Here is a 17,975-nt window from a genome sequence, read left to right as displayed (position 1 = left end):
CGGCATCCGCCCCATCGCCTTCGCGGCGGCTACCACGGCGCGGCTGTTGGGAATCGAGCCGGCGGATCGTCTCCCCGAAACCGGGCGCCGCCACACCCACAGCCGTCAAGGGAGAGCGTCACGCACACGGCAAAGCCGCTCCGGCCCGAACACTCCGACGACGGCGGAGGACGCCCTCACTGCAGCGGAGCTCTACCGCACCCTGGCGCGGCATTTCCGCGCTCTTGCCAGGCTATTGGACAGTTCGACCGGGCCTGAGCAGCAAGCGCCTCGCGAAGAGATGGCCAGGGCAGCGCAGACTGAACTCGCCGCCTCGCGGAATGCCATGTTCCCATCGCCCGGTGGGCCCGCCAATGCCGAGGAAGACGAAGAGCGCAGGCGCCTTAAGGCCGAGCTGGCCTACCATGCATCCCACGACGCGCTCACCGACCTGGTGAACGCCGCCGAAGTACGCAGGCTCCTGTCCTCCCGCCTTTGCCAGCAACCTCAGGCGGACTCGGGTGGGCTCGATGCCTCTCCCATGGTCTCCGACCTGCGCGGACGAGTCTCCGACCTCCAGCCTGACGTGGAGATGTCCGAGGCCGAGTCACCACACATGCACGTCGTCGCGCCTGAACCCGATGACGAAACCGCCAAGGGGCTCGCGGTCCTCTTCTGCGACCTCGACGGCTTCAAGTCGATCAACGACCGGTTCGGGCACAACGCAGGCGATGCGGTGCTCATCGAGGTCGCGCGCCGGCTCTCCCGAGGCGTCCGCGACGGCGACACCGTCGCCCGGCTTGGCGGCGACGAGTTCGTGATCCTCGCCGACGGGCTCGGCCGTGCCGACGCCCAGGACCTGGCCGTGCGCCTGCGCAACGAGATCATCCAGCCGATCCGCGCCGAGGGCCGGGCCGTCCGGGTGGGCGCCAGCTTCGGCATCGGGTGGGCACACTGCGGCATGACCGCGAACGAAGTGCTCAGTTCGGCCGACGAACGTATGTACATTGAGAAACGATTTCGCTCCCAAGGTCGCGCAGAAGGGCCGAGAGGCAGGAGATCAGCGGGCTGATGCGCACCTTTGCCGCAGTCACGGTGCGGTATTCACAGCTGTGCGCCGCGTGGTTCAGCAGAACCGCCTTCGCCTCATTCGTGAATCAGACGGAGACCAGCTGACCACGCAGCTCATGGAGGCGTCCGTGCAGCAGGCGCTCGGCGTGGTTGTGAGCGAGGTCGGGGCATTCGACGGCACCGAGCTGTACTTCAAGGTGGCCGTAAGAGTCGCCCGCGTCGACGTCTGAGACTAGAACCCGGTGCCGACCCACCCGTGTGGGTCGGCACCGTTCCGTTTGGGGAGCCAGATCCAGGTCTTCCAGGTGGAGCGGCGCGAAGGGGCTCAGCTGGTTCCGGCGTTGTACAGGCGGTCGCCAAAGAATCCGATGACGAGCTGCCCACTTCTGTTGGTGTCATCGGAAAGATGTCGGACTGAGCGAGTCACGGAAAACCAGGTCAGAGCAGCTTTCTCGGCTCGCCGCGCAGCGTGAGCGCGCCCAGAGCGTCAAACGAGCGTCACGGTCGATAGCCCATCCCGCCCACTCGGGCCAGAGCGAGCTGCCACGACCAGTTGCCTCAGCAGCCTCCGTCCCGCTCACTCCAGAGGCCAGCTGGCTCATCATGACCCGCCACTACTCCGGCCCCAGAATGGAGGCATGCCCTCCAGCCCACAATACCCCGCACCCATGCCGAAGAACCTCTCGGGGGCGGAGGCCGAGGACCTCGCGCTGTACCGGGAGAAGTTCCGGCGGCGTCTGCCGGAGTCGCTGGAGGAGTTGCACGGCCCGATCCAAGGGGTCGTAGAGCTGCCTCTGCACATGGCCTGGTCGGGGATGACCTCATATGACATGAGCAAGCCTCGCCAGCGCATGGGCCTGTACCGCACTGTCCTGCACGAGGGACTGCGCGACGACCTGCCCCGCTACCTCAACCAGGATCTGCTCCTCCAGTTGTGGCCGGTGCTGCACGCCCTGGTCGGTCGCACCGTGCGCACTGTGTGGGAGGACACCTTCCCCCAGCTCGCCTCCCGCAGCCGGGCAGCCGCGTGACGGACATGCCAGAGCTGCACACGCGGCTCCTGGCGAATGTGATCGCCCTCGGCTCCCCATATCCGCTGGTCCTCACCGGCGGATACGTCAGGACCTCGATGTCGCCACCGAGAACCCGGTACCCATGGCCGCGCTGGTTGGCACCCCCGGCGTCCGGCGCCTGCGGGCTGGGCACCTGATCACCCCGCCCTACGAGGATGCGCGGAAACTCGGCGAGTTCGGCGCGTCCTCGCCGACGTGCTGGCCCGGCATGTCGAGGTCACGGGCATCGACGACGAGACGACATTCTTCAGCACCTTCGAGGACGAGATCCGCAAAGCCCGCACCTCGGTCTGGCTGTGGGCTCCGTGGGTCGCGAACCGGGTGCGCGGCATCCTGCCACTGCTGCACGAGGCGGCCGGACGCGGCGTGCGCGTGACCGTGTTCATCCGCGACGACAGGACCAGCTCCAGGCCCGCCCGGACAGCCAGAGCCTCATCGTGGACCTGCGGGCCGTCGTCCACATGGTCGTCTCCGTCAACGTCATGCACCAGAAGATCGCGGTGATCGACGAGCGGACGGTGATGATCGGCAGCCTCAACACCCTGTCCCAGGCGTGGACCCGCGAGGTCATGGTGACGATGCGCGGCGACCACTTCGCCCGCAAGCCCCTGGAACACGAGCACGCCGAGCTGTTCACCCGCCCGCCGAAGTGCGCCCGCTGCGGCGGCACGAGCATCAAGCTGCGCCGCCGCTCTGGCGCTGCTACGACACGGTCTGCAAAACGGGGCCGAACGGCCAGAGCAACGCCGGGAACCAGGACATCAGGGTGGAGGGGGTAGGAGTTGAGGGATCGAACAATGTTCACCCCAGCTCAGGTTTCGTGAACTCACTGGCATTCCCGGCACCTTCTGTGGCAGGCTTCCGCGTGCCAGCAACGGGGTCTCGCTCGTAGCCAGATCACCAGCTGCGCTTCAGCCAAGGAGTCTGCGGACGCACCCGGACCACCGGCTTGTCTCTCACCTCATCGTTCACGTAGTAGGCACGAGCCTGCGGCGGTGTTCCCTGCCGTGCCCGCGCTCGATGCCCGCGCGCACCACTCGGAGGCTCAGCCATGCCGGCACGTTCCGCACCGTCGCATCTCTTCTTCCTGACCCAGCCAAAGGGCAACGGCGCCATCCTGTTCAGCATGCGGGGGACACCCCGCGGACCGGAGCTCTCGAAGATCGGGACGTTCGAGGATCGCGACGAATCCCAGCTGCTCACCCACACACTCAATGCGGCTCTCCAGGGAGGAACAGGCGCCCTCGCGAAGGTTCACCGGTGTTCGGCTTCCCTGCCTGGCCCCCTCAGGAGGGCAATCACTGACATCGCGGAGGAGATCGAGGACGCAAATGGTGACGCCCCACGGGCCCAGGCTGCGCGCAGAACCGCGCGGGCCGTTACGGAGAGCCTGGGACAGCGCAACGCGGCCGTGTTCTCGCTTTTCAGCGCTACCGACTGCGGGAACTGCCGGAACTGCGGCTGCGCTGTGGACGAGGACTGCGCAAAGTGCGCTGTCTGCGACTCGTCCCCCCGGGGGCGCGGCTGTGGGGACTGCGGCGGTGTTGGTGTAACGCCCAGGACCGCATTCGTTCTCCATCGGCAGCTGAAGGACCTTGCGGACAAGACGTACCTCGCCGCTTATGACCCCGACTTTTGGGAAGAAAGCGTTCCGGTCAGTGCGGAGGCCCAGTCGAACTGGTTCCTGCTTCACTGCGCTCGCGCGTACTACGACCTCGCGGCCGATCTGCTCGCCGGTGGCATCCCGGAACCGCGCTGCCTGGCCGAGAGCGTGCTATTCGGCCATGCCGTGAGCAGCATCGGCGGGTTCAGTATCGAATCCGTATGCGCGGACGAGGTCTACCAAACCCTTCCGGCCTCTCGGTTCGACTACGACTGGGAGTTCCTCGCTAATGAGAGCAGGCTGCTCGACGTCAGCGACAGGGCGCACGACTTCCTGGAAGCAGACGTGGCCGAAGACGACCTGTGGGACGAGTGGTTCAAGCCTTACACCGACGTCGAGCCCCGGGGCACGACCCACGGGTTCCGCTGCTGACGTTCGCCCGGACCCAAGCCATGGCCGGGACGGGCGTCCAGTCCGCTCGACTGAACGCCCGTCCACGGGGTCCGGCTCGACTGCTCCGTGGTGCCCTTGCCCGCCGGGAACGGGCAGGTCTCGCGACTCCAGCTGCATGACGAATCGAACAGGTAACCCGACGCACGGGATCACGGCAATTTCCCCGGCCACAGGACGGTTCCGCCTGGCCTCGATGGTGCCACCGCAGGATCTTCGCTAGCTGGTGGGAGGAGAAGACCGGAGACATGGTCCGCGAACTCGGCCGCGCATCATCCACGAGCGATCAGCCTGCTGTAACCCGCACCTACAACGCTAAAGGGTGTTGCAGAAGGCTTGGTAGCGGGCATTTTGCCTGTATGGGTGGGGTGTTGAGGGCCGAGCCGGTGTGGGTGGAGACGTTCACCGGGTTGCCGATGGAGCGCTTTGAGAAGCTGCTGAGGGTGGTGCGGGAGCGAGGCGGCAACGGTCCCGGTGGTGGCCGGCCGTGGTGTCTTCCGCTGGCCGAGCGGGTGCTGCTGGTAGCCGTGTACTACCGCACGAACCTCACGATGCGGCAGCTCGCACCGCTCTTCGGCTGCTCGCCCGCCACAGTCTGCCGGGTCATCCAGCGTCTGCGGCCCTTGCTTGCGCTGGAGCCGGCGCCCAGGCCGGTGGCGGGCGTGGAACGGTTATGGATCGTCGACGGCACCCTGATCCCGGTCCGTGACCGAACGGTCGGTGCTTCCTCGCGCAACTACGGGTTCTCGGCGAATGTGCAGGTCATCATTGATGCCGACACCCGCCTGGTGGTGGCATCAGCCCGGCCGGCAGCCGGCAACAAGGCGGATGCGCATGTCTGGCGGGAGTCCGATCTGCCCGCTCTCGCGGCAGGCACGACGGTGATCGCGGACGGCGCTTACCTCGGCACCGGGCTGATCGTCCCGCACCGCAGACGAGCCGGACGCCCCCTCCTGCGCGGCCAGGAGGAAGACAACGCCGAACACCGGCGCGTCCGTGCCCGCGTCGAGCACACCTTCGCCCGGATGAAGAACTGGAAGATCCTCCGCGACTGCCGTCAACGGGGCGACGGCCTCCATCACGCCGTCCAGGCCGTCGCCACCATGCACAACCTCGCCCTGGCCGGGTGAAAACAGCACGCCAGTCGCCACTCAACCGCGCCCGCCAGTAAGCCTTCTGCAACACCCTTTAGGCCCGCTGGGTGGCTACGTGGCCTTCGACCTATGCCGCCAAACGGCATGCTCCAGTCCGCCTTTGTCGTGCCCGAGAAGCGCGGCGGCTTCCTCATACACTGCACGCAACTGGTCGTATGGGAGGTCCGGAACACCAGCATCCACGGCGAAGGCGCGCAGATGTACGTCAACGGCGACGTGCGAACGGCCGACGAGATTGCCTATGTAGTCGATGCTCTTCGGCCCCACTCCCTTCACCGTGCGCAGAGCGGCGCGATTGGCCTGATGATCGAGCCAGGTGTAAAGGTCCTCGCGGGTATCGACCCCGTCGGCAGCGAGGAGGTCGGTGATGGCGTGAGCCGTCGCGACCTTCTGTGCGTGGTTGAACTTCATGGCCACGGCAAGGTCTTCCGTGACGAGCCGGCGCTGGAAGCCGCGGACTGTTCTTGCATCAGCCCAGCTCAGTTGCAAATGGAGGAGCCGCGGTCGGAGAGTCCTCTCGTAGTTGCACCGTGGCTGGAAGCTGACGTCGCAGATGACAGCACCCATGTGGGTCCATCCGCCGGGCTGGAGAAACGGTCCGCCGCCAAGGAGGTGTCGAACGTGGCCGGCGAGCCGTTGGGCAGGGCTGGATGCGAGCATGGGTCAAGGATGGCGCTGCCGTCTGGCAAGCTGGTGGGAAAGTTCAAAACTCTCGAATGGATGGAGCAGGGGGCCGTTCCATCGGGCAGCTCCCTCCATGCTGGGAAGGCTGCCCATTTCGGCTACCGGGTCTCCGTCGAGACCGGGGCGAGGCGGAATAGGCACTGGACCGTGTTGAACTCGATCACCTCGGCGATGAAGCGGAACTTGTCGCCAACTGCAATGGTGGCAGGGACCTCCTTGCCGGTCAGGTGGAGGTTGCCGGTGTTGACGTCCTCGTACTTGAAGTTCGGGCCGTCCGTCGTCTGCGGCCCCTTGTCGCCCGGGCCGAGAAGGAAGTCGTAGCGGGTCCGGTCATCCGCGTGGGCCGCCATGTGCCTGATTGACCCGTCGAAGGCGACCGTCTGCCCCTCGTGCTTGGTTGCGAAGTTCACGTTCCCTTCTCCACACGGATCCGCCTTCAACAACATAGCGAACTCGGGACTGTTCTGCGCCGTGATCACCTCAGCGGTGGTCGGCTCGTCTGCGGGCGGCGTAGCCGAAGGCTTCTCACTGGCGGCTGTCGAACTGGCCGACGCGCCCTTCTCCTCGTCGCCGTCGCCGAGCGCAACGCCCGTGCCGATGATGGCGGCCAAGACCACGAGGCCGGCAGCCCCCGCCCCGATCAGACGCCAAGGCAGTGGCCTCTTCGGCCGACGGAAGTTGAGGGTGGTGCGAAGTCTGCCTGGGAGCTGTTCCACGAGCTCCCATCCGTCCTTCTGCATCTTCGAGATCACCAAACCGTCGGTGCCCCGAACCGTCTGCACGGCCTTGTACTCGTACTTGACCTCACCGGCCATGCGGCTCCCCGCCCCCTGAAGCGAACTGGTCATACCAACTGGGCGCGAGCATAGATGACTCCGCGAGGAGCCCGGCGTCACGAACTGACGGCTCATCAAGGGGATCCGCAGCACGCTGAACGCGTGTAACGGGAGACCGGAGTCGGCACGCACTACCAAGGGCACACCTCGGGCAACGAGTTGATCACCGTTGGTAGCCTCACGAGCGGCGCAAGTGTTCGCCCAGCTCCATGGCCTGCTGATGCAGCTGGAGGGGCAGATGGAGGGCCGTACAGTTCCAGCCCGTCGGCCTGTGTCATCGACGTACAGAGCGTGAAGACTTCCACCAGCCTCCCCACCCGGAGCCAGGGAAGCGACGCCGACAAGACGGTCGCGGGTCCTTCGTCGGCCCGCCCCTGCTCTCCCGCCCGAGATGATCGTTGAGCTCACCCTTAGGGCCCTTCGACCACCAGCTTCGTCAACTGCGCCAGCAGACCGCCCTCAACTGCCGACTAACTCGCACACGTGTTCTACTTCATGCCGCTCTTCCGCGGGAGACTCAGTTCTAACTGATGCTCTCTGTTGAGGAGTTACACGATGACTCACCACACAGACCCTGACTCGAACTTGGGTGAGCGCACGACCGTGCTGCGGTCCCCTGCGGGATGCTCACGCCGAACGGGCCCGGCCTCCTGCTGCATTTTCCGTACTCTCCGCCGCCGCGACAGCATGCCTTAGCGTGTGCGGCATGAGGATGCTGATCATTGGTGGCAGCGGGTTCTTAGGGACGGAGCTGCTGCGCCAAGCGCAAGTACGGGGCTGGGAGGCGGATGCTACGTTCCACTCCCGCCCCAGTGCCGCGCAGGCTGGCGCCTGGCACCAGCTTGACGTCCGTGATCCCGCACAGGTGGAAGCGCTCCTGGTTACGGTGGCACCTCGCGCGGTGATCAACATGACAAGCGGCGGTGCGGACTGGGCGATCACTGCGGACGGCTCCATCCACATCGCCATGGCCACCGCGAAGCTCGGAATCCGCCTGGTACATGTCTCCTCTGATGCCGTGTTCTCCGGCATCGGCAAGGCCCGTTACGACGAGACCTGCACCCCAGACCCGATCACCCCGTACGGGGCCGCGAAGGCCGCCGCTGAGACCGCTGTGCGACTGCTGTGCCCGGACGGCATTGTCGTCCGCACCTCCCTGATCATCGGCGACGGAGGATCCCACCACGAACGGGTGGTGCACGAACTGGCTGCCAACCAGCGGGAGGGAGCCCTGTTCACGGACGACATTCGCTGCCCCGTCCACGTCGCCGATCTTGCGGCCGGTTTGTGGAAGCTCGCGGCCTCGAACGAGGCAGGCGTCTTCCACCTCGCCGGCACCGACGCCCTCAGCCGCTACTCGCTGGGCGTGCTCATCGCCCGCCGCGACGGCATCGCACCCTCCCTGCTGCCCGCGGGCCGTCGGGCGGACACCCGGCTACCGGGGGCACTGGACGTACGCCTCGACAGCCGCGCCGCGCAACGGCTGGGCATCAGGCTCCGCGGCGCCAGGGACTTCCTCCATACGAGGTAACACCCGCTGGCGGACCCCAGCCCGTTCTGGCGTCACCTGCTGTCAAACGCCTTCTCCCCCGTCCGGCGCGGACAGAGGAGAAGGAACGTTCATGCTGCGACGGTGAGCGGGGCTTCCATCCGCTCCCATGCTCCGAGGACGGCCTTGTGCGTGTCCGGCTGCAGGTGAGCGTAGCGCTGGGTGGTCTGGAAGCTCTCGTGGCCCAGGAGGTGCTGGACCTCGTAGAGCGACACTCCCTTTTGGACCAGCCACGAGGCGCAGGTGTGACGCATGGAGTGCGGCGGGTAGTGCGGGACGAGTAGCTGCTCGCCGTCGCTGTCGAAGTAGTAGGCGGCCTCGACGGTGGGCCACCAGGTCTGCCGACGCCAGTTGCTGTCGGCGAGGAGCCGTCCGGCACGGCCCTTGGTGATGGTGGTGAACACCACGGCCTCCCGGTCGAGCCGGTGAATGTGGCGTTCGAGGGCCTCCAGGACGTGAGGCGGGAGCGGGACCTCTCTACGGCTCTTGGAGCTCTTGGGGTACTCCTTGATGCCGCTCTTGCTGTTGACCTCCACCACAAACAGTCGCGAGCGGCGTTGGTCGATGCGGTGCCGATGCAGGCCAGAGAGTTCTCCCCATCGGAGTCCGGTGTAGAAGCCGAGCAAGCACATCGTCCGCCACGCGGCGGGGAGTTCGTCCAGGATGCTCTGTGCCTGGTCAAGCGTGAACCACTGCGGCGGCTTGACCGCGATCTGGGGCAAGTCGATGTTGCGGCACGGGGTCACCGCCAGTACATCGTCGTCGACGGCAGCGCGCATCATGGAGGACGTCAGGTTGTAGGCCCGCTTGATCGCAGCGGCCCCCGCCCCCTTTTCAACCAGGGTCCGGAGCCAGCTCTGGACGTCCATGCGGGTGATGGCCCGCATCTCCCAGTCCGCCCAGTAGAGCATGACGTGGTTCTTGATGTTGGATGCGTCGCCGCGAAGCGTGTGGGGCTCAACGATTCGGGCGTTCCACCACCGGTCGTGCCACTCGCGGAGCGACATTTCACCGGCACGCGGGTCGCGCATGCCTCCGCGGGCGAACTGGGTCTCCATCTCGTTGCCCCAGGCTCGTGCCTGCGCCTTTAGGGGGAACGACTCGCTGAACCGGTCTCCGGCCCGGTTGCGTACGGTCGCCTGCCACTTGCCGGACTTCAACTTACGGAGGTACGAGGCTCTACTCCCTGTTCAACGGTGACGGGGCCGGGATGGGCCAGGGTCAGCGGCGGGCTGCCAGCGGTACGACGGCGCGGCGGCTGATGAACTCGTCGAGGCCGGCAGCAGGGACGCGTACACGGGACCGGCCTGGTCCGGTACGGAGGTCGACGACAGGTAGGTCGCCGGCAGCGATGAAGCGGTAGACGGTGCGGCGATCGACGTCCAAAGCGGCGGCGACGGCAGGGATGGACAGCAAGCGTGCGGGCATAAAGGAGACCTTGAGGTGGGGTGGGCTGGGCGCCCGGCGAGTCGGCAGCCGGAGTATCGTCCGGTCCAAGGCGGTCAACCAGCCCTGTCAGGGCAGTGGGACCGCTTCACGGAGAGCCCCAGCCAAAGGGACGCTGATCACTGACGGCTTGTTGGGGTGAGGACCACGGGTGCAGATGAGGATGGGCTGTTACAGCGGCTAACACAATGAGATGGACCGCTGCTGATGGCCGTGCCTACGGCAGGAGTTGAGCGTTCGGTTCCGTGTGGAGATGTTGCCGTGGATCGTGCCGGATGAGCTGTGGGACCGTCTGAAGCCGCTGCTACCGCAGCGCGAGCGGCGCTTCCGGCACCCGGGCCGCAAGCCGTTGCCTGACCGGGATGTGTTGTGCGGGATTCTTTACGTCCTGCACACCGGGATCCAGTGGGAGTACCTGCCCAAGGAGCTGGGCTTCGGCTCGGGTATGACCTGCTGGCGGCGTTTGCGGGACTGGAACGAGGCGGGTGTCTGGCAAGCGCTGCATGAAGTCCTGCTTGCCGACCTCAACGCGGCTTCTCGACTGGACTGGTCCCGTTGCGTGGTCGACTCGTCCCACGTCAGGGCCCTAAAAGGGGGATCCACACGGGCCCATCGCCGGTCGACCGGGGCCGAGCCGGCTCGAAGCACCACCTGATCACCGACGGGCACGGCACCCCGCTCGCGGTCGTGCTCACCGGCGGCAACCGCAACGACGTCACTCAGCTACTGCCGTCGCTCGACGCGATCCCGCCGGTTCGCGGCCGGGTCGGCCGTCCCCGCCGCAAACCGGATTCGCTGTTCGCCGACCGCGGCTACGACCACGACATCTACCGCGACCAGATCCGCGATCGAGGCATCGTGCCGGCGATCGCTCGACGTGGTACCCGGCACGGCACTGGTCTGGGCACCTACCGGTGGGTGGTCGAGAGGACGTTCGCCTGGTTGCACGGCTTCCGACGTCTGCGGATCCGCTGGGAACGGCGGGCCGACATCCACGAAGCGTTCCTCAACTCGCCTGTTGCCTGATCACCCAACGACAACTTGGCGCCTTGTGCCGGCCATAGGCGACTGACGAGCTGCCTCCGCTCACCACAGTGGGTCGCATGGGCCACATGGACGGCTCCGTCTCGGCGCGCTACGCCCACGTCAGCCCAGGCATGCGCGAACGCCTCATGATCGGGCTGACCGAGCAGTGGGAGACAGCGCTCGACGCCCGACTGGCCCTGTCACCGACGTCTCTGGTGCGCGTGCTCAGCGATCTCCTCGGCGCGCGGGCGTCCATAACACGATCGTCGATCCATCGATCCGTACCCTGCCGTCGATCGCGATGGCGGAGGTCGGCGCGCAGATGTTGATGCGGCTGTCATCGTGCCGCACTGTCAGTCATGCCGCTTGTCCCGGCCGGTCTCGTGGTGGCCCCCGGTCGGATGGGACTTTTCTGGGGCTTCCGGCTCCATCAACCGGCACGAGTGTGAAACAGCTGAAAGGTCAATTGCGCAGGTCAGCGACCATCAGTCATTCATCGCGGCAGGTCACCGCGTTCCCTGGTCTCTCCCGGGACATTTGACCAGCAGAACTCAGTCGGTCTGCACCCAGCGTCGCCTTCCCTCGTCGCACCAGCGGTGCTCGGCACCCTGACAAGGTTTGACCTGTCCGAAATGGTGTCTGACACCCCATCAGAACGAGCGTCAAATGAGCGTCACGAGCGTCATTTCAGCGTCAAGATATCGCCCGTAACGCCCACACCGCACATAATGCGCACGAACGAAACAGCAGGTCAGGAGCCCTTAGCCGCCGGTTCAAGGATGGCAACGCACTCCACATGGTGGGTCATCGGAAACAGATCAAACGCCCGAAGCGTCCGCACCCGATACCCCCCGTCCCGGAAGTACCCCAGGTCCCGCGCCAACGCCGCCGGATCGCAAGCCACATACGCGATCCGCCGGGCCCCCAGCGACGCCAGATGCTCCACCGTCTTCCGGCCCGCACCCGCCCGCGGCGGATCGAGGACGATCAGGTCGACCTCCGTGATGCCCGTACGCGGCAACACGCTCTCGACCTTGCCCTGTTCGATACGGACGCGGTCGAACTCGGCGAGATTGTGCCGCGCGTCCTCCACCGCCCGCTTTCCGGACTCGATTCCGAGGACCGCCCCGCCGTCTCCGACCCGGTCGGCGAGGGCGCCCGCGAAGAGGCCGACGCCGCAGTAGAGGTCGAGGGCCATGTCGCCCTTGCGCGGGAGCAGGCCCTGCATGACCGCCGTCACCAGGGTGTCGGCCGACTTCGGGTGGACCTGCCAGAAGCCGCCACCCCCGACCCGGTGGGTCCGGCCGTCCGCGCGTTCGCGGACGAAGGGGCGTCCGTGGACACGGTGGACACCGCCGGAGCGTTCGTCCACCCGTAGGACGGACACGGGGCGGTCCAGCTCGACCAGCGGCAGGCGCGCGCCCGGCTTCGGCGTCAGGACCACCTGGCGGTCCTGCGAACCCGTCGCCGCGATCGCCTCGACGGAGTCCATGCCGGTCCAGTCGCGCTTCTCGATGCCCAGCTCGCTGACCTCCTCGGCAGCGATCATGCAGTGGTCGATCGGCTCGACCTCGTGGGAGCGGTGCCGGCGCAGGCCCGCCCGGCCGTCGGCGGTGACGGCGTACTGGACGCGGGTGCGCCACGCGGGGACCTGGCCCGCGGGCAGTTTGTCGCCCTCGGCGGGCAGCACCGTGCCGTCCCAGCCGGCCTCCTCCGGCGTGAGCCCGGCGAGCCGCTGGAGCTGTTCGGCGATGACGTCGGCCTTCAGGCGCCGCTGCGCGCCCGGCTTGGCGTGCTGCCAGTCACAGCCTCCGCAGCGGCCGGGCCCGGCGAACGGACAGGGCACGTCGATCCGGTCCTTGGAGGCGTCCAGGATCTCGACCGCGTCCGCGCGCAGGAAGCGGGCACCCTCCTCGCCCTCCGTCACCCGCGCCACGACCCGCTCACCGGGCAGCGCGTGCCGGACGAACAGCACCTGGCCCTCGGACGTACGGGCGATGCAGTGACCACCGTGGGCGACGGGGCCGACCTCGACCTCGTACTCCTCCCCCACCAGCGACTTCCTCGGTTCTGCCTGCATGGCGGGGTGACTCCAAAAGCGTGAGGGGAACGATCAAAGGGGTGCGGCCGAACGGAAGCGGCCGGACAACAGCCCACCAGTCTACGTGGCTGCCGCCCGGCCGAATCACCCCCGCTGCCCGAACAGCCCGCTCAGGACTTGTGCTCCGAGGACTCCTTCGACCGCACCTGCGCCGGCCCCCGCCGCACCGACCCCGGCGCGTTCCAGTCCTGCTGCCTGCGGGCCCGCTTCTTGGCCGCCTCGGAGGACTGGAGCTGGTACGGCACCGAGGTCACCATGATCCCCGGGGTGAAGAGAAGCCGGCCCTTGAGCCGCAGCGCGCTCTGGTTGTGCAGCAGGTGCTCGTACCAGTGGCCGACGACGTACTCGGGGATGATCACGGACACGGCGTCCCGCGGCGACTCCTTGCGCAGTCCCTTGACGTACTCGATGATCGGCCGCGTGATCTCTCGGTAGGGCGAGTCCAGGACCTTCAGCGGTACGTCGATGCCGCGCCGCTCCCACTCGGCCCGCAGCGCCTTGGTCTCCGCCGGGTCGACGTTGACGCTCAGCGCCTCCAGGCTGTCCGAGCGCATCAGCTTGGCGTAGGCCAGGGCGCGCAGCGTCGGGCGGTGGATCTTGGAGATCAGGACGACGGAGTGGATGCGGGAGGGCCGCACGCTGTCGTCGCTCGGGCCCTCGGGGGCGGCGATCTCCTCGGCGACGCGGTCGTAGTGCTTACGGATGGCCGTCATCGTCGCGTAGAAGATCACCATGCCGAGCAGGGCGACCCACGCGCCGTGCGTGAACTTGGTGACGAGGACGACGACCAGCACGAGGCCGGTGAAGAACGCGCCGAAGGCGTTGATCGCGCGGGAGCGGATCATGTGGCGGCGCTTGGCCGGGTCCTTCTCGGTGGCCAGGTGGCGGTTCCAGTGCCGGACCATGCCGGTCTGGCTGAGTGTGAAGGACACGAACACGCCGACGATGTACAGCTGGATCAGGCGCGTGGAGTCGGCGCCGTAGATCCCGACCAGGAGTCCGGCGGCGCCCGCGAGGAGCACGATGCCGTTGGAGAAGGCCAGGCGGTCGCCGCGGGTGTGCAGCTGGCGGGGCAGGTAGCGGTCCTGGGCGAGGATCGAGCCGAGCAGCGGGAAGCCGTTGTAGGCGGTGTTCGCGGCGAGGAACAGCACCAGCGCGGTGGCCGCGGCCAGGATGATGAAGAGGAAGCTGCCCTTGCCGAAGACGGCCTCGGCGACCTGGGAGATCACCGGGTTCTGGACGTAGTCCGCGCCGAGCGGTACGCCGTTGTGGATGAGGTCCTTGGCCGGGTTCTCGGCCATGCGGACGTCGGTCGCCGCGGCCAGCGCGATGATGCCGCAGAACATGGTGACGGCCAGCAGGCCCATCATCGCGAGGGTGGTCGCGGCGTTCTTGGACTTGGGCTTGCGGAAGGCCGGAACGCCGTTGGAGATCGCCTCGACGCCGGTGAGGGCGGCACAGCCGGAGGAGAAGGCGCGCAGGAGGAGGAAGACCAGGGCGAAGCCGGCCAGTCCCTGGTGCTCGGGTTTGATGACGTAGTCCGCCGTCGGGGCGCGCATGGTGTCGTCAAGGACCAGTCCGCGGAAGGCACCCCAGGCGATCATGGTGAAGACGCCCGCGACGAAGATGTACGTCGGAATCGCGAACAGCGAGCCCGACTCCTTCACACCGCGCAGGTTCATCAGCGTGAGCAGCACGATCACGCCTATCGCGCAGAGCACCTTGTGCTCGACCACGAACGGGATCGCCGAGCCCAGGTTCTCGATGCCGGAGGAGATCGACACCGCGACGGTGAGGACGTAGTCGACGAGCAGCGCGCTGGCGACGGTGAGGCCGGCCTTGGGGCCGAGGTTGGTGTTCGCCACCTCGTAGTCGCCGCCGCCGCTGGGGTAGGCGTGCACGTTCTGCCGGTACGAGGCCACCACGGTGAACATCAGTACGACGACCGCCACGGCGATCCACGGACTGAAGTGGTACGCCGTCACGCCCGCGATGGACAGGACCAGCAGCACCTCCCCGGGCGCATACGCCACGGAGGACAGCGGGTCGGAGGCGAAGACGGGTAGTGCGATGCGCTTGGGCAGGAGCGTCTCTCCCAGCCGGTCACTGCGCAGTGCGCGCCCGATCAGGATCCGCTTGGGCACGTCGGTCAGTTTGGACACAACAGAGGATCGTAAGCGGTCGATTGCGGGCTCGCCCACCCGCCACCCCTCATCGGCCTCCCATCTGCTCTCCGAGTGAATTCGGAGGCCGCCGCGGCTGCGGATTCCGCAGGTCACCCGGTTCCCATGCCTATATGACTAAGCCCCGTCCGTCACCCGGCCGTTGTCGACCCCGGAGGTCCCATGCACACGCCCGCAGAACTGATCGGCGCCGCGGCCGCCGTCGTCGCCCTCGGAATCCTGACTCTCGCGAGCGTGCGCAGCATCAACCGCCGCTGACGAGGTCGGCGACCCGGGCACACAGTTCCGCCCGCCCGATGCCGCCGGCCCGGGTCGACGGCACGGTGCAGGCGTACGCCCCCGCCACCGTCCCGTACAGGGCGCAGCGGCGGGGCGGCTCACCGTTCAGCCAGGCGTAGAGGAACGCGGCGGCGAAGGCGTCGCCCGCGCCGTTGGAGTCGACCACCGGCGCCGGGGGTGTGGCGGCGGGTACGTGGGTCAGCTCGCCGTCGGCCAGCAGGTGGGCACCGTCGGCCCCGGCGGTGGCGACGACCATCCGGGCCCGGCCCCGTTCGGTGATCCGCCGCATGGTGCGCTCCGGATCGGCCAGGGCCGCGCTGGACAGGAAGACCAGGTCGGCCTGGTGCGCGAAGGTCTCGTGGTACGGGTTGGACCCGTCCCAGTCGTGCAGGTCGGTCGAGACGGTCACGCCGGCCTCGCGCAGGGCGGGCAGCGCGTGGCCGCACGGCTGGGTGATGACGACGTGGGCGTGCCGGCTGACGGCCGCCAGCTCCCGCAGGGTGGCCTCGGGCAGCCGGTCCGTCTCCGCCGAGCGCGTGGCGTCGTAGAGGGAGAGCCTTCTGCCGTCCGGGCCGACGAGGTTGACCGCGCGCTTGGTGCCGAGCGGCTGGGGGACGGCGGTGAGCGCGATGCCGCGGTCGCGGTGCAGGGCCCGGACGAGGTCGCCCTCGGGGTCGTCGCCCACCATGTCGAGGTGGTGGGTGCGCAGGCCCAGTGCGCTCGTCCCGAGGGCGACGAAGTCCCCGCTCTGGCCCGCGCGCGTCACGATCCCGGGCCGGATCATGTGACTGTCGGCGAGCGGCACGGGCAGCTCGGGCACGTGCACGATCGTGTCCACGCCCGCGCCGCCCAAGACCAGCACGTCGATCTCGGTACTCATGCTCTCTTCCTCCCCTCGCCGAGGGCCGCCGCCCGGGCCCCGGTCGAAGCCGGCTCCGGCCCGGGCAGGGCCCTGGGCAACCCCCTCGACTTTGCCGATACGTTGGAGTCGGGCAGTCGAACGCGGCACCGCCCCCGCAGGGCATCATGGCCTGATTCCACCGGCATGATGTTGCCCGGCGGTCCGCACGCAGGCCGCGATGTGATGCCCGGCGAGCCGAAAGAGAGACATGATCACGACATTCATGAAGGTCAGAGGGCCTGCAGGAAGCGCGGTGTGACGCGATGCATATTGTCATCATGGGTTGCGGGCGGGTGGGCTCCGCCCTGGCCCAGAACCTGGAGCAGCAGGGCCACACGGTCGCCGTGGTCGACCAGGACCCCACCGCCTTCCGCCGCCTGGGATCCTCCTTCGGCGGCCGCCGGGTCACCGGGGTCGGCTTCGACCAGGACACCCTGCGGGAGGCCGGCATCGAGGAGGCCGGCGCCTTCGCCGCCGTCTCCAGCGGTGACAACTCCAACATCATCGCCGCACGCGTGGCCCGCGAGATGTTCGGCATCGAGAACGTCGCCGCCCGCATCTACGACCCCCGCCGCGCCGAGGTCTACCAGCGCCTGGGCATCCCCACCGTCGCGACGGTCCGCTGGACGGCCGACCAGATGCTGCGCCGGCTGCTCCCGTCCGGCGCCGAGCCGCTGTGGCGCGACCCCACCGGCGGCGTCCAGCTCGCCGAGGTGCACGCCTCCACCGCCTGGGTCGGCCACAAGATCAGCCGGCTCCAGGAGGAGACCGGCGTGCGCGTGGCGTTTCTGACCCGGCTCGGCGAGGCGGTCCTGCCCACCTCGCAGACGGTGTTGCAGGAGGGCGACCTGGTGCACGTGATGATGCGCACCGACGAGGTCGACACGGTCGAGGCGGCGTTCGCCAAGGGTCCCGAAGAGGAGGGCGGTCACTGATGAGGGTCGCCATTGCCGGAGCCGGCGCGGTCGGCCGCTCGATCGCGGGCGAACTGCTGGAGAACGGCCACGAGGTCCTGCTCATCGACAAGGCGCCGACGGCCATCTCGGTCGAGCGCGTCCCGCAGGCCGAATGGCTGCTCGCCGACGCCTGCGAGATCACCTCCCTGGACGAGGCGGCGCTCCAGCGCTGCAACGTCGTCATCGCCGCGACCGGCGACGACAAGGTGAACCTGGTCGTCTCGCTCCTCGCCAAGACGGAGTACGGCGTGCCGCGGGTGGTCGCGCGGGTGAACAACCCGAAGAACGAGTGGCTCTTCAACGAGTCCTGGGGCGTGGACGTCGCCGTCTCCACCCCGCGTCTGATGTCCGCCCTGGTCGAGGAGGCGGTGAGCGTGGGCGACCTGGTCCGCCTGCTCCGCTTCAGCCACGGCGACGCCAACCTGGTCGAGCTGACCCTGCCGGAGGAGTCGGCCCTGGCCGGCACGCAGGTCGGCGACGTCGAGTGGCCCGAGGACACGTCCCTGGTCACGATCATCCGCGGCAACCGCGTCCTGACCCCCTCCCGGGAGGACTCCCTGGAGGCGGGCGACGAACTCCTCTTCGTGGCCGCGCAGGCACGCGAGGAACAGCTGGAGGACCTGCTGTCGGTGCGGAAGGACAGCGCGAAGAGCTGAGCGGAGCAAGCCGGAAGGGGCGTCCCCG

At 67.9% G+C, this 17,975-nt stretch carries 14 protein-coding genes and 3 pseudogenes; 10 read left to right on the top strand and 7 right to left on the bottom strand.

Annotated elements, in window-relative coordinates; genetic code table 11:
* Positions 1-352: 352 nt before the first annotated feature.
* The 5 genes and pseudogenes from ACIBK5_RS40710 to ACIBK5_RS40690 form a co-directional block, all read left to right on the top strand.
* Positions 353-1,051 (top strand): annotated as a pseudogene (locus ACIBK5_RS40710) (GGDEF domain-containing protein); the annotation flags it as partial.
* 637 nt (positions 1,052-1,688) lie between these two features.
* Positions 1,689-2,081: a hypothetical protein gene (locus ACIBK5_RS40705; protein WP_399028055.1), complete on the top strand. Its 393-nt coding sequence runs from the start codon at positions 1,689-1,691 to the stop codon at positions 2,079-2,081.
* A gap of 479 nt (positions 2,082-2,560) precedes the next feature.
* Positions 2,561-2,902 (top strand): phospholipase D-like domain-containing protein, encoded by a 342-nt coding sequence (locus ACIBK5_RS40700; protein WP_399028053.1) that lies wholly within the window; start codon positions 2,561-2,563, stop codon positions 2,900-2,902.
* Positions 2,903-3,174: 272 nt separating this feature from the next.
* Complete coding sequence (locus tag ACIBK5_RS40695; protein ID WP_399028051.1) at positions 3,175-4,158, top strand: hypothetical protein; 984 nt, start codon at positions 3,175-3,177, stop codon at positions 4,156-4,158.
* 377 nt (positions 4,159-4,535) lie between these two features.
* On the top strand, positions 4,536-5,306 hold the full coding sequence (locus ACIBK5_RS40690; protein WP_399028124.1) for a transposase: 771 nt from the start codon (positions 4,536-4,538) through the stop codon (positions 5,304-5,306).
* Positions 5,307-5,381: 75 nt separating this feature from the next.
* On the opposite strand, the gene ACIBK5_RS40685 is transcribed toward ACIBK5_RS40690, so the two are convergent.
* Positions 5,382-5,990, bottom strand: a complete 609-nt coding sequence (locus ACIBK5_RS40685; RefSeq protein ID WP_399028049.1) for a hypothetical protein — start codon at positions 5,988-5,990, stop codon at positions 5,382-5,384.
* 122 nt (positions 5,991-6,112) lie between these two features.
* A complete protein-coding gene (locus tag ACIBK5_RS40680; RefSeq protein ID WP_399028047.1) occupies positions 6,113-6,829 on the bottom strand; it encodes a DUF4839 domain-containing protein in 717 nt (238 codons plus the stop codon).
* A 727-nt stretch (positions 6,830-7,556) separates the two neighbouring features.
* On the opposite strand from ACIBK5_RS40680, the gene ACIBK5_RS40675 reads away from it, so the two are divergent.
* Complete coding sequence (locus tag ACIBK5_RS40675) at positions 7,557-8,381, top strand: SDR family oxidoreductase (RefSeq protein WP_399028045.1); 825 nt, start codon at positions 7,557-7,559, stop codon at positions 8,379-8,381.
* 89 nt (positions 8,382-8,470) lie between these two features.
* Here ACIBK5_RS40675 and ACIBK5_RS40670 read toward each other — a convergent pair whose 3' ends face one another.
* The gene (locus ACIBK5_RS40670; RefSeq protein ID WP_399028043.1) at positions 8,471-9,559 is read right to left on the bottom strand and encodes a tyrosine-type recombinase/integrase; all 1,089 of its coding nucleotides are present in this window, start codon (positions 9,557-9,559) and stop codon (positions 8,471-8,473) included.
* 61 nt (positions 9,560-9,620) lie between these two features.
* Complete coding sequence (locus ACIBK5_RS40665; RefSeq protein ID WP_399028041.1) at positions 9,621-9,827, bottom strand: helix-turn-helix domain-containing protein; 207 nt, start codon at positions 9,825-9,827, stop codon at positions 9,621-9,623.
* 271 nt (positions 9,828-10,098) lie between these two features.
* On the opposite strand from ACIBK5_RS40665, the pseudogene ACIBK5_RS40660 reads away from it, so the two are divergent.
* Positions 10,099-10,906: pseudogene (locus ACIBK5_RS40660) on the top strand (IS5 family transposase); the annotation flags it as partial.
* Positions 10,907-10,945: 39 nt separating this feature from the next.
* Positions 10,946-11,200: pseudogene (locus tag ACIBK5_RS40655) on the top strand (hypothetical protein); the annotation flags it as partial.
* A gap of 422 nt (positions 11,201-11,622) precedes the next feature.
* Here ACIBK5_RS40655 and ACIBK5_RS40650 read toward each other — a convergent pair.
* The 3 genes from ACIBK5_RS40650 to ACIBK5_RS40640 all read right to left on the bottom strand — a co-directional run bounded on the left by ACIBK5_RS40650 (position 11,623) and on the right by ACIBK5_RS40640 (position 16,314).
* A complete protein-coding gene (locus ACIBK5_RS40650; RefSeq protein WP_399028039.1) occupies positions 11,623-12,951 on the bottom strand; it encodes a class I SAM-dependent RNA methyltransferase in 1,329 nt (442 codons plus the stop codon).
* A gap of 131 nt (positions 12,952-13,082) precedes the next feature.
* Complete coding sequence (locus ACIBK5_RS40645; protein WP_399028037.1) at positions 13,083-15,134, bottom strand: APC family permease; 2,052 nt, start codon at positions 15,132-15,134, stop codon at positions 13,083-13,085.
* A gap of 265 nt (positions 15,135-15,399) precedes the next feature.
* On the bottom strand, positions 15,400-16,314 hold the full coding sequence (locus tag ACIBK5_RS40640) for an adenosine kinase (RefSeq protein WP_399028035.1): 915 nt from the start codon (positions 16,312-16,314) through the stop codon (positions 15,400-15,402).
* A 284-nt stretch (positions 16,315-16,598) separates the two neighbouring features.
* Between ACIBK5_RS40640 and ACIBK5_RS40635 the strand changes: the two genes are divergently transcribed.
* Together ACIBK5_RS40635 and ACIBK5_RS40630 are read left to right on the top strand one after the other, a co-directional pair.
* Positions 16,599-17,270, top strand: a complete 672-nt coding sequence (locus tag ACIBK5_RS40635) for a TrkA family potassium uptake protein (protein WP_215118079.1) — start codon at positions 16,599-16,601, stop codon at positions 17,268-17,270.
* Positions 17,270-17,947 (top strand): potassium channel family protein, encoded by a 678-nt coding sequence (locus ACIBK5_RS40630; protein WP_399028033.1) that lies wholly within the window; start codon positions 17,270-17,272, stop codon positions 17,945-17,947. Before ACIBK5_RS40635 ends, ACIBK5_RS40630 begins: the two co-directional genes overlap by 1 nt.
* Positions 17,948-17,975 lie beyond the last annotated feature (28 nt).

This window comes from Streptomyces sp. NPDC050546 (genome assembly GCF_044457425.1).
Taxonomy (GTDB): Bacteria; Actinomycetota; Actinomycetes; order Streptomycetales; family Streptomycetaceae; genus Streptomyces.
Note: the sequence above shows the minus strand (reverse complement) of the source record. Positions and strands in the feature narration are given on the sequence as shown.

Coding starts and splice junctions, on each gene's coding strand:
- ACIBK5_RS40705 (WP_399028055.1), top strand. CDS start 1,689: ATGCCCTCCAGCCCACAATACCCCGCACCCATGCCGAAGAACCTCTCG.
- ACIBK5_RS40695 (WP_399028051.1), top strand. CDS start 3,175: ATGCCGGCACGTTCCGCACCGTCGCATCTCTTCTTCCTGACCCAGCCA.
- ACIBK5_RS40690 (WP_399028124.1), top strand. CDS start 4,536: ATGGGTGGGGTGTTGAGGGCCGAGCCGGTGTGGGTGGAGACGTTCACC.
- ACIBK5_RS40685 (WP_399028049.1), bottom strand. CDS start 5,990: ATGCTCGCATCCAGCCCTGCCCAACGGCTCGCCGGCCACGTTCGACAC.
- ACIBK5_RS40680 (WP_399028047.1), bottom strand. CDS start 6,829: ATGGCCGGTGAGGTCAAGTACGAGTACAAGGCCGTGCAGACGGTTCGG.
- ACIBK5_RS40675 (WP_399028045.1), top strand. CDS start 7,557: ATGAGGATGCTGATCATTGGTGGCAGCGGGTTCTTAGGGACGGAGCTG.
- ACIBK5_RS40665 (WP_399028041.1), bottom strand. CDS start 9,827: ATGCCCGCACGCTTGCTGTCCATCCCTGCCGTCGCCGCCGCTTTGGAC.
- ACIBK5_RS40650 (WP_399028039.1), bottom strand. CDS start 12,951: ATGCAGGCAGAACCGAGGAAGTCGCTGGTGGGGGAGGAGTACGAGGTC.
- ACIBK5_RS40640 (WP_399028035.1), bottom strand. CDS start 16,314: ATGAGTACCGAGATCGACGTGCTGGTCTTGGGCGGCGCGGGCGTGGAC.
- ACIBK5_RS40635 (WP_215118079.1), top strand. CDS start 16,599: ATGCATATTGTCATCATGGGTTGCGGGCGGGTGGGCTCCGCCCTGGCC.
- ACIBK5_RS40630 (WP_399028033.1), top strand. CDS start 17,270: ATGAGGGTCGCCATTGCCGGAGCCGGCGCGGTCGGCCGCTCGATCGCG.